The organism is Methylocystis sp. (assembly GCF_046349115.1).
GTDB lineage: Bacteria > Pseudomonadota > Alphaproteobacteria > Rhizobiales > Beijerinckiaceae > Methylocystis.
Map to the genome: position 1 here is coordinate 539,914 of NZ_JAXMCX010000001.1, position 13,573 is coordinate 553,486.

13 protein-coding genes and 1 riboswitch are annotated in these 13,573 nt (G+C 65.6%); of the genes, 3 read left to right on the plus strand and 10 right to left on the minus strand.

The window, feature by feature from the left end:
* Nucleotides 1-269 precede the first annotated feature (269 nt).
* From cbiE to U1E20_RS02525, 9 genes are read right to left on the minus strand one after another with little or no spacing between them, the layout of a single operon-like run.
* A complete protein-coding gene (cbiE, locus tag U1E20_RS02485; protein WP_409979004.1) occupies nt 270-1,472 on the minus strand; it encodes a precorrin-6y C5,15-methyltransferase (decarboxylating) subunit CbiE in 1,203 nt (400 codons plus the stop codon).
* On the minus strand, nt 1,469-2,221 hold the full coding sequence (gene cobJ, locus U1E20_RS02490; RefSeq protein WP_409979005.1) for a precorrin-3B C(17)-methyltransferase: 753 nt from the start codon (nt 2,219-2,221) through the stop codon (nt 1,469-1,471). The genes cbiE and cobJ overlap by 4 nt, the downstream gene beginning before the upstream one ends.
* Entirely contained in the window at nt 2,218-2,982 is a 765-nt protein-coding gene (locus U1E20_RS02495; protein WP_409979006.1) for a precorrin-2 C(20)-methyltransferase, read from the minus strand. The genes cobJ and U1E20_RS02495 overlap by 4 nt, the downstream gene beginning before the upstream one ends.
* Nucleotides 2,979-3,611, minus strand: a complete 633-nt coding sequence (locus U1E20_RS02500; protein ID WP_409979007.1) for a precorrin-8X methylmutase — start codon at nt 3,609-3,611, stop codon at nt 2,979-2,981. The genes U1E20_RS02495 and U1E20_RS02500 overlap by 4 nt, the downstream gene beginning before the upstream one ends.
* Nucleotides 3,608-4,888 carry a precorrin-3B synthase gene (cobG, locus tag U1E20_RS02505; protein ID WP_409979008.1) on the minus strand — a complete coding sequence of 427 codons (1,281 nt, stop codon included), beginning with the start codon at nt 4,886-4,888 and terminating at the stop codon, nt 3,608-3,610. The genes U1E20_RS02500 and cobG overlap by 4 nt, the downstream gene beginning before the upstream one ends.
* Nucleotides 4,872-8,291 carry a cobaltochelatase subunit CobN gene (gene cobN, locus U1E20_RS02510; RefSeq protein WP_409979009.1) on the minus strand — a complete coding sequence of 1,140 codons (3,420 nt, stop codon included), beginning with the start codon at nt 8,289-8,291 and terminating at the stop codon, nt 4,872-4,874. Before cobN ends, cobG begins: the two co-directional genes overlap by 17 nt.
* 6 nt (nt 8,292-8,297) lie before the next feature.
* Nucleotides 8,298-9,332 carry a cobalamin biosynthesis protein CobW gene (gene cobW, locus U1E20_RS02515; RefSeq protein ID WP_409979010.1) on the minus strand — a complete coding sequence of 345 codons (1,035 nt, stop codon included), beginning with the start codon at nt 9,330-9,332 and terminating at the stop codon, nt 8,298-8,300.
* Entirely contained in the window at nt 9,329-9,991 is a 663-nt protein-coding gene (locus U1E20_RS02520; RefSeq protein ID WP_409979011.1) for a CbtA family protein, read from the minus strand. The genes cobW and U1E20_RS02520 overlap by 4 nt, the downstream gene beginning before the upstream one ends.
* A 12-nt stretch (nt 9,992-10,003) precedes the next feature.
* On the minus strand, nt 10,004-10,189 hold the full coding sequence (locus tag U1E20_RS02525) for a CbtB domain-containing protein (protein ID WP_409979012.1): 186 nt from the start codon (nt 10,187-10,189) through the stop codon (nt 10,004-10,006).
* Between the two features lie 50 nt (nt 10,190-10,239).
* Nucleotides 10,240-10,436: riboswitch (cobalamin riboswitch) on the minus strand.
* A 49-nt stretch (nt 10,437-10,485) separates the two neighbouring features.
* On the opposite strand from U1E20_RS02525, the gene cobO reads away from it, so the two are divergent.
* From cobO to U1E20_RS02540, 3 genes are all read left to right on the plus strand, one after another.
* A complete protein-coding gene (gene cobO, locus U1E20_RS02530; RefSeq protein WP_409979627.1) occupies nt 10,486-11,094 on the plus strand; it encodes a cob(I)yrinic acid a,c-diamide adenosyltransferase in 609 nt (202 codons plus the stop codon).
* Between the two features lie 126 nt (nt 11,095-11,220).
* The gene (locus U1E20_RS02535; RefSeq protein WP_409979013.1) at nt 11,221-12,264 is read left to right on the plus strand and encodes a sterol desaturase family protein; all 1,044 of its coding nucleotides are present in this window, start codon (nt 11,221-11,223) and stop codon (nt 12,262-12,264) included.
* Complete coding sequence (locus U1E20_RS02540; RefSeq protein ID WP_409979014.1) at nt 12,261-13,220, plus strand: DMT family transporter; 960 nt, start codon at nt 12,261-12,263, stop codon at nt 13,218-13,220. Before U1E20_RS02535 ends, U1E20_RS02540 begins: the two co-directional genes overlap by 4 nt.
* 160 nt (nt 13,221-13,380) lie before the next feature.
* Here U1E20_RS02540 and U1E20_RS02545 read toward each other — a convergent pair whose 3' ends face one another.
* Nucleotides 13,381-13,572 carry a hypothetical protein gene (locus U1E20_RS02545; RefSeq protein WP_409979015.1) on the minus strand — a complete coding sequence of 64 codons (192 nt, stop codon included), beginning with the start codon at nt 13,570-13,572 and terminating at the stop codon, nt 13,381-13,383.
* Between the last annotated feature and the right edge of the window lies 1 nt (nt 13,573).

The window sequence follows — 13,573 nt, forward strand, 5'->3', positions numbered from 1 at the left end:
GTCCACCGTCTCCCATCGGGAGAGGGTCGGACCGAAGGTCCGGGGTGAGGGGTATCGCATCGACAAAATTTGTCTGCGCCATTCGACTGACTGATCTTCGCAAATGAACAGGGAGGGTAACCCCTCTCCCGGCCCCGCTGCGCGGGGCCACCCTCTCCCTATGGGCGAGGGTTGGCGCGCGCCGTCATTGCGAGGAGCGCGGCGACGAAGCAATCCAGAAATCGCCGCGTCGTTCGGGATTGCTTCGCTTCGCTCGCAATGTCGTTGCCTCATCTCTTCACCGCCCGCCATTGCATCACCGCCATCGCCGGATCGAACGCGTGATAGCGGCCGATCGGCCGCGCATGGGCGAATTGCAGATGCAGCAGTTCGCCGCCCTTGTCGCGATAAGCCTGCGTAATGAGCGCCTGGGTTTCGATCGTCACGGCGTTGACGACGATGCGCCCGAAGCGGGGCAGGGCGCTCCAGGCCGCATCGAGCGTTGCGTCGTCGGCGCCGCCGCCGATGAAGATCGCCTGCGGCGTCTCGAGTTCTCCGAGCGCCTGCGGCGCTTCGCCATGAACGACGCGCAAATCCGGAACGCCGAGCACGAGCGCATTGCGCGCAATGCGCGCGGCGCGCGCCGAATCGCGTTCGATGGCGATGGCACGGTTTGCGGGATCGCTCAGCATCCATTCGATGGCGATCGAGCCCGCGCCGGCGCCGACGTCCCACAGCACTTCGCCCTTGCGCGGCGAGAGCGCGGAAAGCGTCACGGCGCGGATGTCGCGCTTGGTGAGCTGGCCGTCATGTTCGAACCATTCGTCGGGCAGGCCCGGCGTAAGCGGAATGACCGGCGCGTCGACGTCGGCTTCCACTTCGACGCCGATCGTGTTGAGCGGCGCGATGTCGTCGAGGGCGAATGCGTCGGCGCGCGTGCGGCGCAGGCGCTCATGCGGACCGCCGAGCCGTTCGAGCACATAAAGCCGCGATGCGCCCATGCCGCGCAGGGCGAGATGGCTTGCGAGGCGCGCCGGCGTCGTCTCGTCCCAGGACAGCGCGATGATCCGCGCGCGGGGCTGTAAATGTGACGTTACGCGCTCGAAGGCGCGGCCATGCAGCGATAGCAGCGCACAATCCTGCTGGCTCCATTTGAGCCGCGCCGCCGCGAGCGCAAACGCCGATGGCGCCGGAATGCAGAAAATCTCGTCATGCGCGACATGGCGCGCGATGAGATCGCCAACGCCATAGAAAAACGGATCGCCCGAGGCGAGAACCACCGTCGGCCTGCCGCGCTGCGCGAGAATCCGTGGCAACGCGTCGGTCAGTGGCGAGGGCCATTGCAGGCGTTCGGCGCTCGCGTCGATCATCGCAAGATGGCGCGCGCCGCCGACGATTAGCGAAGCTTGCGCGACGAGCGCGCGCGCCGCCGGCGTCAGCGCGTCGGCGCCGTCTTCGCCAAGCCCGATCAGCGACAGCCAGGGCGCGCTCATGTCGCCTTCCGCGACGTATAGATCCAATCTCGCGAATGTTCGCGCGCGATGCGCCGCGTGCCGCTCGCGCCGATGATGACCAGCGTCGACATGTCGACCTTGTCGCCCTCGGCTTCATCGAGCCGCGTCAGAATGATTTCTTCATTGTCGCGGCCGACGGATTTGGCGAGGCCGACGAAAGTGTCGCCGGGCAGATGGCGACGCAGCAGTGCGAAGGCGTCATCGATGCGCGTCGGCCGCGCGCGCGACGCCGGATTGTAGAGCGCGATGACGAAGTCGCCTTGCGCCGCATGTTCGAGCCGCTTGGCGATGAGCTCCCAGGGCTTGAGATTGTCGGACAGCGAGATGGCGCAAAAGTCATGCCCCAGCGGGGCGCCAAGCCGCGCCGCCGCAGCTTGCATCGCCGACACGCCGGGCAATACGCGAATGTCGAGATCGCGCCATTCGCGCGGACCGCCATCGACCGCCTCGAACACCGCCGCCGCCATGGCGAAGACGCCGGGATCGCCGCCCGAAACAACGGCGACGCGGCGCCCCTGCGCGGCGCGCGTCAGCGCCTCGCGCGCCCGGTCGATTTCGACGCGATTGTCGCTTGCAAGCCGCGTCTGTTCTGCGCGCTCGGGAACGCGCGCGACGTAAGGCGCATAGCCGATAATATCCTGCGCCGCGTTCAGCGCTTCTTGCGCCTCGTGAGTCAGCCATCGCGCGTCGGCCGGACCGAGGCCGACGATATAGAGCGCGCCGCTCAAGGACGCCGGCCTCGCCCCGGCACCAGCGCCATCGAGAAATAAGGCGCGTCGTCGTCGCGCTTGTCGGAAAAGCGCATGATTTTCTCGCCGGGCATCGCGCCGCGTTCGACATAGATCGCGCGATCGATGACGCCGGCGCGAGTCATGGCGCGGCGCAGCTTGGCGAAATTGCCGCCGAGCTTCATCACCACGGCGGCGTCGGTTTCGGCGAGACGCGAGGCGAGACTATCTTCGTCGAGGGTCGCCGGCAGCACGGTGAGAATGTCGTCGCCCCAGGCCATCGGCTGGCGCGCCGCGGCGAAACAGCCGGACATGCCTGAGACTCCGGCGCAAATCTCGATGCGAAAGCGCTGATCGAGCCGCGCGAACATATGCATGAAGGAGCCATAGAGCAGCGGATCGCCCTCGCAGAGCAGTGTCACGTCGTGGCCGGCTTCGAGCACCGCGCGAATGCGCGCCACGCAGTCTTCGTAGAACCGCTGCAGCGAGTCGACATATTCAGGCTGATCGAAGGGAATCTCGGTCGTCACCGGATAATGGAGAGCGATCTCCTCGCAATCCGGCGCGAGATAGGGCGCGGCGATCGCCCGCGCATGACTCTCGCGTCCGCGCTTGGCGAAAAAGGCGACGACTTTGGCGGCGCCGATGAGGCGCGCGGCCTTGACGGTGACAAGCTCCGGATCGCCGGGACCGAGTCCAACGCCGATCAGCGCGCCAAGCGCCGCGACGCCTTCTCGCGATGTCGAGGCGAGCGCGTTCATTCTATTTCGCTCGCCAGAGCGTTGATCGCCGCGGCGGCCATGGCGCTGCCGCCCTTGCGCCCCTTGACGATGACGAAGGGGATGCGGCCGTCCCGACGCAGCGCCTCCTTCGATTCCGCCGCGCCGACAAAGCCGACCGGCATGCCGATGATCGCCGCTGGCGGCGGCGCGCCGTCGTCGATCATCTCCAGCAGGCGAAACAGCGCCGTCGGCGCATTGCCGATGGCGACCACAGCGCCGTCGAGGCGGTTGCGCCACAATTCCAGCGCCGCGGCGCTGCGGGTATTGCCGATTTCCGCGGCGAGCGCCGGCACGCTCGGATCGAGCAGCGTGCAGACGACCTGATTTTCGGCGGGCAGGCGCGAGCGCGTCACGCCATGCGCGACCATGTTGGAGTCGCACAGGATCGGCGCGCCTCTTTGCAGCGCGTCGCGCGCCGCCCTCACGAAATTGGGCGAGAATTCGATGTCGTCGGCAAGCTCCACCATGCCGCAGGCATGGATCATGCGCACCGCGATTTTTTCCTGCTCCGGCGTGAATCGCGAAAGATTCGACTCGGCGCGAATGGTCGCGAAGGAGCGTGCGTAAATCTCGCCGCCGTCGCGGATATAGTCGTGGCGGAGGGTCATTGCGAGCTTCCGGCGGCGCGCGCGGAAAGTTCGCGGATGACAGCCTCGAAAGTCAGCGCTCGCAAACGCGGCGCGCCGTCAGCGCCGCCGTTTTCGATAAGATCGAATCCTTCGGCGCAGGCGAGCAGCGTGATCGGCGAGGCGCTTTGCCGGGCGCAGCCTTTGGCGCATCCGGAAAGATGCAAGCCGACGCCGTCGGCGCCGCCGATCTTTTGGGCGAGCGGCGCGAGATTCATGACATGCGCGCGGGTCTCGGCGACCGCCTGCGGACACTCCGGGGCGCCTGGACAGGCGATGACGGCAAGGCGCTGGTCGTCGGCCGAGATGATGAGGTCGTGGTCTTGCGCGCGCAAGACGACATGTCGGGCGGCATCCTCATCGGGCGTGATGATCAGCAAGGCGCGCCAGGGCGTGAGGCGAATTTCGCCGGTTCCCGCGCTTTGCGCAAATTCAGCGACCGCCGCGAGTTCACTTGCGCGCCAGCGGCCGAATGGCGCGCCGACCCCGGCGTAAGTAACGGCGCCGCTGCGCCGCGCGCCAAAGATATGCGCCCATCGCGCAGGCGCGGGCGTTTCATTGCAGGCGCGCATTGCGAACCGCGCCGCGCGCGGCATCGCATCAGCGCCAAGCGCTTCAACCAACGTGCGGACGCGTCTGAAGGCATAAGCATGTTGCGCGCGTAATTCAACAAAGGCGCGCGCAAGGCGCAGCGCTGCGTCGAGCGCTTCGTTGACGGAGACGAATATTGCGCGTTCGGGAGCGCCGGCGACGCGGATTGCGGCCTCTCCCTTCGCAGCCGCTTCGATGCGAATGTCGGCTTCGACCTCGGCGAGCGACGGGGCGCCGCCATCGTCGAGCAGAAACAGAAATTTCGGCGGCAGCGCGCGCAGCGTCGGGTCGCGTTGCAGTTCGGCGGCGAGCTCGGCGGCCATGGCGTTGGCGTCGAAGCCGCCGGGCGCCAGTCCGGCGAGCGGCGACGCGATGACATTGGTGACGCGCTCCGCGTCTGCATTCGGCGCGAGCATGCCGATCGCTTCGAGCCGGCGCAGCGCTTCGGCGATCGTCGCTTCGCTGATTCCACGCAACTGCAGCTGCGCGCGCTGCGAAAGATCGATGAGACCATTGCCGCAGTCTTCGGCGATCCTCGCGATCTCGTGCGCCTGCGCGGAGGTCAGTCGCGAGCCGATCGCCTTGGCGCGGATCAGCAGGCCGTCGCCGCTTGGCATCGGCGCGAAAGCTCCGGGGCACCAGCCCTTGATTTCAGGCCCTGGCGGCAAGACGCCCTCCCTCTTGGCGTTCGAATTGGCGTTCAATTTTGCTTAAGGCGTCGCGCACGCTGTTGCGTCGCGTCTTCCACAAACCGCGCGCCAGCGCCTCGCTGAAAACGCGCGCGATCGCCTCCAGCGCGCGGGGATTTTCCGCGGAAAGAAAATCGCGGGTCGCATCATCGCCCAAGGTCGCATCAAAAGCGAGATCGAATTGCGCGTCGCTGATGAGGCCGCTTGTCGCGGCGAAGGCATAGAGATTGTCGATCGTTTCGGCAATTTCGCCGGCGCCGCGATGGCCGTGGCGCATCTGTCCGTTGCGCCATTGCGGATTAGCGAGGCGCATGCGCAGCACGCGCGCGAGCTCGTCTTTCAGCGCCCGCGCGCGCAATCGCTCTGGCCGAGTCGCATCAAGATGCAAGAGATCGGCGTCGCCGCCGAGCATGGCGTTGGCGGCGGCGAAGCCGCCCTCGAAATCGGCGAAGGCGGGTCCGATCAGCACGTCGACCTCGGCCATGTCCTGAACATGGACATGCGCGTCAGCCGCGGCGACGCGCGCGCTGAACGCCGCGACGGCTTCGTTGCTGTCGCCGCCGCGATCATAGGCGTGACCTGCCACGGCAAGATAGGCGCGGCCAAGCTCGTCGCGGCTCGACCATAGGCCGCGCAACGCGCGATCGCTGACGCCAAGCCCATATGTTCCATCGGCGGCGCCGAAGACGCGCCGCAGATCGTCGGCCCCTTTCAGCGGATTGTCTTCGGCGTCTTCATCAAGCGCGGCGACGGCGCGCACCGCATCGTCGAACAGCGCGATGAGGTTCGGAAACATGTCGCGGAATAGGCCCGAGACTTGCAGCGTCACGTCGACACGCGGAAATTGGAGCCGCGCCTGCGGCAGAATTTCGAAGCCGATGACGCGCGCGCTTGCCGTATCCCAATGCGGCGCGACACCGAGCAGCGCGAGCGCCTGCGCGAAATCCTCGCCGCCGGTGCGGATCGTCGCGCTGCCCCAGAGATCGAGCATGATGCGGCGCGGAAATTCGCCATGCTGCTGCGCATGACGCGTCATCACTTCCGCCGCGGCGCGCCGGCCAATGTCGTAAGCGGTCTGCGTCGGCGCATGGCGCGGGTCGATGCAATAGAGATTGCGGCCCGTCGGCAGAACGTCGGCGCGTCCGCGCGACGGCGCGCCGGCCGGACCAGGTTCGATGAAGCGGCCGGCAAGGGCGGTGATCAGCGCCTTACGTTCGGCGCGCGCGCAGGCGTCGCGCGTGGGATCGGCGTCTGAATTTTCTGGGGCGCGCCCGAACACATGGAACCCGTCGCCGATTCGCAGTTCCTTCAGATCGCACATCCAGGCGTCGAGCCGAGTCAAGGTCTCGGCGATATCCGTCTCGCGCGAGACGCCGCATTCGGCTGCAAACCCGCTGCGCTCGGCTTCGTCGACGATGGCGCCGGCGATGAGTTGGGCGCGGCGCGCGTCGAGCGCGCTCGCCGTCGCATATTCGTCGAGCAGCGTTTCGATCTTCGCCGCCGCGTCGAAGAGTTCGGCGTCAACCAGCGGCGGCGTCAGATGGCCGATCGTCACCGCGCCCGTGCGGCGCTTCGCCTGCGCGGCTTCGCCGGGATCATTGACGATGAACGGATAGATCAGCGGCGTCGGTCCGAGCACGGCTTCCGGCGCGCAGGCGTCGGAGAGCATCACCGATTTGCCCGGCAGCCATTCGAGCGTGCCATGCGCGCCGAGATGAATGAGCGCGTCGATGTTCCGCACATGCCGCAGCCAGAGATAGAAGGCGACATAGGCGTGGCGCGGCGGGCGCTGAATGTCGTGATAGGTCTCGTAACGCTCGGCGCGCGCGCCGCGGTCAGGCTGCAGCGCGACGACGAGCTTGCCGGCTTCGAGGCAAGAGAAGCGGAAGACGCCGTCGACGGCCGCCGGATCATCCTGCGGCGCGCCCCATGCGGCGTTGACGCTTTCGACGAAAGGCGCGGGGGAGGCTGAGAGCCACGCGTGGTAATCGACGAGAGAAACATCGAATGTTTGTGCCGAGTCTTCGAGAACGCGGATCACCATCTCCCTCAAGGGGGAGGAGTTTGCGCCGTCATTGCGAGGAGCGCAGCGACGAAGCAATCCAGAGTCGTGAGCTGGATTCTGGATTGCTTCGCCTTCGGCTCGCAATGATGGAGTTGTTTCTATGTCATATCCGGCTTCGTGCAGCGCCGCGACGATCTCCTGCACGCTCGCTTCCGCGTCGAGGCCGATGGCGTAGCCGCCGCGGCCGCGACGCGCCGGATAGTCGGAGAGAATGAGCGCGAGGCTTTTTTCCCGATTGGGCTTGCGCCGCAGTCGCGCCCAGTTCGACGCGAGCTCGGCGACGAAGTCGATGCGCGATTGGACCGGCGCGTGGCGTGTCTCGCTGAATTCCGCCGCGAGGCGCAGCGGCGCTTCTTCCTTGAAGGAAATCGCGCGCGTGAAGATGCGTCCGTCGACTTCCGGCAGAACGACATTCATCGCGAGATCGGCGCCGTTGGCGCCGCGAGTCGACGCTTCCCACGCTTCGCGCGAGGAGGTCGCGAGCGCGACCTGCAGCACCGGCGCATCGGCGAGATCGAGAACGCTTCCACTGTCGCGACGCGCCGAAAAAGCGGTGGCGTTGAGGATAACGTCGGGCGCGAAGGTTTCGAGCGTTTGCGACACGAAGGCTTCGCTTTCGGCCTCCTTCAGGCTCGCCACATAAATCGCCTCGACCGCAAATCCGCGCGCGGCCAGCGCATCGGCGAGCGCGACGATCGGCGCGACATCGTCGGCGAGGAACATGGCGCGATAGAAGACGATCGTCGCCCGCAGCGCGCCGCCAGCGCGGCAAGCCGCCTCAAACCGCCCGGCGTTCGCCACAGGAACGCTCTCACGCCACTGCGCCGGACGGCCCGTAAGCGTCGCCGCATAGCCGAGGAACGACCGCAAATTGTCCGGCCCGCCGTCCTGAAAAAACCGCCAAATGAAATCGAGCGTCTCCGCGTCGAGCGTCGACGCCAGCTTTAAGCGCGCGTCGTCATGCGCGTCGCCTGGAACCATGGCGAGCGCAATACCCTCCGCGCGCGCAAGCGCTTCGAGCTGCTCGACGCCATAGGCCCAATAATCCTTGCCGCCGAGCAGCCGCAAGACGATGAGCTTGGCGTGTCGCGCCACGGCGTCGAGATAAAGATCGACCGAATAGGGATGTTTCAATTGCGCGAGCGACGCGCAGCGTAGGCTCGGAAAGCTCGCGGCCCCTTGCTCATACAGCCGCGCGACAAGGCGCAATTCGGAATCGGAAAAGGACAGAAACACGGTCTCCGCCGGCGATTGCCCAAGGTCGACCGCCGCGCCGGCGTCGTCGAGATTATGGAGATCGCGCGGGAGGAGATGCATGGCGCTTCACGGCTGCGCCAGCGTCGCGATGACGGCGTCGCGATCGAGGCCCTTTTCGCCGATGATCACGACGCGGCTCATGCGCGGCTCGTCCGGCTTCCAGGCGCGATCGAAATGATGCTCGATGCGCGCGCCGACGCCTTGCACCAAGAGGCGCATCGGCTTGCCGACGACTTCGACGAAACCCTTGATCCGCAGCACGTCGTGCGCGCGCGCCGTTTCGGCGAGTCTCGCGACCAGCGCGGCAGGATTGCTGACGGCAGACAGCGACACGACGAAACTGTCGAAATCGTCGTGATCATGGTCGGCTTCATCGTCGTGATGCGACGGACGGCTCGCCAGATCGTCCTCCGCCGCCGCGGAAAGGCCGAGCAGGACGAGCGGATCGACTCGTCCGCCGCTGGCGCGCACCACTTTCGCGGCCTGGCGCGCGCCCTGAGTCAGTCGGCTCGCGACCTCGCGTTCTTCATCGGCGTCAAGCAGATCGGTCTTGTTGAGAATGACGAGATCGGCGCAGGCGAGTTGATCTTCGAACACTTCTTCGAGCGGATTATCGTGATCGATGGTCAGCGCGTCTTCGCGCTCCTTGGCGATCGCGTCGAGATCGTCGGCGAAACGGCCTTCCGCCACCGCCTTGCCGTCGATCACGGCGATGACGCCGTCGACCGTGAGTTTCGAGCGAATCGCCGGCCAGTCGAAGGCCTTGACCAGCGGCTTTGGCAGCGCGAGGCCCGATGTTTCGATGATGATATGGTCGGGGCGCTTCTCATGCGCCAGCAGCGCCTCGATCGCCGGAACGAAATCGTCGGCGACCGTGCAGCAGAGACACCCATTGGCGAGTTCGACGATGTTTTCCTCCGGGCAGTTGTCGACGCCGCAGGCGCGCAGGATTTCGCCGTCGACGCCGACATCGCCGAATTCATTGATGATGAGCGCGAGGCGCCGGTCGCTGGCGTTTTCCAGCACATGACGAATGAGCGTCGTTTTTCCCGCGCCGAGAAAGCCGGTGACGATCGTCGCTGGAATCTTGGCGCCGCTCATGAGGCCCCTTGTTCGCGCGAGAGGAGTCGCCAGACGAGGCCGGCGAGCGCGCCGGCGAGCGCCCAGCTGATCGCCTGAATGGCGAGCGATGAGGCTGCGAAGCGCGCGGCGAGTTCGGCGGGCGCGGTGCTTTCCGGCGCGGCGGGCTGCGGCGCGAAGAATTGCGGGGCGACGATCAGGGCGACGCCGACAATTTTCGCCGCCGTCGAGTCAAGCCGCAACAGAGCGAAGAGTCCGGCGCCGGTCGAGACCGCCGTCGCCAGCCACCAGATTTGACGGGCGGCAAGATCGGTCTCCGCCATGCCGGGAAGCTGCGGCGCGAGGCCGAGACTCGTCGCAAGGCCCGTCGCGGCGAAGGCGCAGGCGCCCCACAAAGCGGCGCGGCGCGGCGCGATGGCGTCGCCCGAGAACAGCATGGCGGCGAGCAGAATGAGCGCATAGCCGATCGACACCGCGATCGTCGCGACGCTGGTCGCCGCGGTGCGGCTCAAGCCGGACAAAGCCGCGCCGGCCTCGGCGCCGTCATGCGCATGCTGCGCCGTCTCATAGAATTCGGCGGCGAGGATGAGCGGCGTCGTGGTGAAATGCTGCAGGGCTGCGATTGCAAGCCCGGCGACAAGGCCGGCGACGAGGCCGGTCGTCAAGACGCGCGCGATCAAGCGCGTCGCGGCCTAGTGGCAGGGGAAGGAGAGCGCGTGGCGCGTATCATGCGCCGCGTCATGGACGTTTTCCGAATAGGCGAAGCCGGCGAACCACACGAGACCAAAGCCAAGAATAAGCGCGACGGCGGCGGCTTTGAGCGCCTCGGCCTTGGCGGGCGCGAGAGCGGCGGAATTGGCGAATGATTTGGCGTTCATATCGGTCTCCCTGCCGCCCCACCGGCGGCGATGCGATGCGCGCGGCGATCGGAAAAGATCGCCAAGACGGCAGGTCTCCTGGCTCCCGGGTCTGCGGACCGCGCCGCCTTCCCAAGCGTAACGCTCAGTGGCCGATGGCGCGGACCTTGCCGGCTACAGTTGCGGGGGCAGCCGCGGATAGGGGTCAAACGCCCGCGCCGCGTTCCCTTTTCACTTCTTGCGAAGGACCGTCCCGACTAGTCATATGCGCGGCTCATGCTTCCGTCAAACCGGCAAAGGAGCGTCTCGTGACTGAGATGATCGAAGACGCCGAAGCGCGCCGCCACCGTCTCAAGATGGAAAAGCGCAAGGCGGTCCAGGACGCCGAGGTCGCCGGCAAGACCATTGCCCGCAAGGGCCTGCTGATGGTCCACACCGGCGCCGGCAAGGGCAAGTCGACCGCCGCCTTCGGCCTCGCGCTGAGGGCGCTCGGCCATGGCTGGAAAATCGGCGTCGTCCAGTTCGGCAAGGGCCAATGGCGCACCGGCGAGCGCGACATGCTCGAAAAGCTGGGGGACGTTTCTTGGCACACGCTCGGCGAGGGCTTCACCTGGGAGACGCAGGACCGCGCCCGCGACGAAGCGGCGGCGCGGCGCGCCTGGGACAAGGCGCGCGAATTGATGGAGGACCGCGATATTCGCCTGCTCGTGCTCGACGAACTGAATATTTCGCTGCGCTACGAGCATCTGCCGCTCGACGAAGTGCTTGGCGCGCTCGCCGCGCGGCGCGACGACCTCAACGTCGTCGTGACCGGGCGCAACGCCAAGCCGGAGCTCATCGCGGCGGCTGATCTCGTCACGGAAATGACGCTGGTCAAGCATCACTTCGCGGCGGGGGTCAAGGCGCAGGAGGGGATTGAATTCTAACTTCCAGAGCCGGCAGGCTGCCGGCCTGTCGCTCTTGGCGCCGGCTTTCGCAGCGAATACGCTTCTCGGGCGGGCGGTTGCGTGGTTGCTGCCGAATTCTCGAAATCTTCCGGACCGAAAAGCTCAATGGACATTCACGACGCGCTCCGCTTTTTCGTTGCGAGAATATCCAACGAGTTGTTTTCGGCGGGTTCGATTTTTTCGGTCTATTCCCTGGCGACGACCTTCGTCATCGCCGTCTGCGCCTTGGCCTATCGCCGCAGGCTGCGCCGGGGACGCGTCAATCTTCGGGTCATCGCCCGCGCCATCTTCGACAAGAGATTCCTGCTGACGAAGTCCTTTGCCGCGGACGTCAATCTTTTCGTGCTCAGCGTCGTTCTCATGCCCGTCGTCGTGGGCGCGCTCGTCATTTCAACGAACGCCGTCGCCACCGTGGTGAGCGCCGCGTTGCAAACTTCCTTCGGCGCGCGCGCGCCCGTCGGCTGCTGCGATTTGTCGATAAAAATCCTTTCCACCGTCGTGCTGTTTCTCGCCTATGAGATCGGCTATTGGGTCGATCACTATCTCAAGCATCGGATCGCGTTTCTGTGGGAATTCCACAAGGTGCATCACACGGCCGAGATTCTCACGCCGGTGACGAACTTTCGCAATCATCCGATCGACAACATATTTTTCGGCTATATGCTCGCGATCTTCATCGGCTCGGCGTCAGGCGCATTGGCTTGGACGTTCGGGCGGACCACGGAATCATTCACGGTCGACGGGAAGAACATTCTGTTCCTTTTCTTCCTCTGGACGATCGGACATCTTCAGCATTCGCAGTTCTGGATTCCGTTTCGCGGACTCCTCGGACATATCGTCTTGAGCCCCGCGCATCACCAGATCCATCACTCGACTGATCCCAAGCATTTCAATCGCAACTTCGGCAGCGTCCTCGCCGTCTGGGATTGGATGTTCGGTTCGCTCGAAATGCCTTCGACGAAATATCCGCGTCTCAAATATGGCGTCGCGGAAGAGGGCGTGGACCCGCATTCGTCGTTTGGCATATTGGCGATGCCGATCGTGAAGTCCGCCCAGGCTCTCGGGCGGGCGCCGGTCGAAGCATGGAATGCGCTGATGGAGCGCATGGAGCAGCGCCGCCAGAGTTCGAAGACCGCCGGCCTGCCATGAGCCGGATTCGTGCCGATCTGCTGCTCGTGCTCGCCGCCCTGATTTGGGGCACGGCCTTCATCGCGCAGAAAAACGCCGGCGAACTCATGGGGCCGATCAGCTTCGTCGGCGTGCGGTTTCTTCTGTCATGCGTCGCGCTGACGCCGCTCGCGCTCTACGAAGGCGGTCAGAGTCGAACGCCGCTGAAAAAAGCCGATTGGTCTCTCGCCGGCCTGATCGGGATTTGCGTCTTCGCCGCCGCCGCTCTCCAGCAAGTGGGCCTTGCCACGACGACCGCCACCAATGGCGGATTCCTCACCGCGCTTTATGTGATCCTCGTCCCGCTGTTCGTTTTCGCGCAGTCCGGCGTGAAGCCTCGGCGGATCGTTCTTGTCGCCGGCGTCGTCTCGGTCGCTGGCGCCTGGCTTCTGACGGACGGCGCGGAGCTTACGAGTTGGACGTCGGGCGACGGCCTGGTGTTGATCGCGGATGTGGCCTGGGCCGCAGGGATCAGTTTGGTTCCGGCCTTTCTCTCGCGCTGCGATCGGCCTTATTTCCTGGCCTTCGCGCAATTCGGCGTCGTCGGCGCGCTCGGAACCGTCGTCGGGCTTGCCGTTGAGCCGGTTTCGCAGGAGGGACTGCACGCGGCGCTGCCGTCGATCCTCTATGCCGGGCTTTGCTCTGGGGGCATCGCCTTCACGCTTCAGATCGTGGCGCTCAAATATACGCCTGCGGCCGAAGCCGCGCTGATCATGTCGCTGGAAAGCGTTTTCGCGGCCCTATCGGGCGCTGTCCTGCTGTCCGAGCGCCTGACGGGTTCCGCAATCCTCGGCGGGGCTTTGATTTTGCTCGGAGTCGTCCTGGTCGAGAGTGGACCGGCGATGCAAAATATCCGTCTGCCGCAATTTTGGCTTTGGTTGAGCCAGGCGCCGCAATATCGAAACTGGTTGGCTCAGGTCTGGGGCAAGGCGCGTTAACGGCGCGAAGCAGCGGCCCAAAAACGCGGAAGCCGACGCTCGATCTTGTCGAGAACGTCGGCTCCAAAATGATCTGCGCCGTCGCCGGGCGGATCACCCTCCCTAACAGACAAGAGCCGGGAGCTCACGCGCCCGGCAAGTCGTTCGGCAGGGGTATTTGTTACTGAATCATGCGGGCGGTGGAGCCAACGCCTTCGCCTTGCATGCCGTTGCGGTTGCCCGTGCCATTGGTTCCCTCGGGAGAAATCCAGTCCGGAACCCAGGTCAGAGCGACGACGACGAAAGCGACGAAAGCGGCGATCCAAATCAGCATCTTGCCGACATCGCCAGAGCTGTGAACGTTAACGGCCATG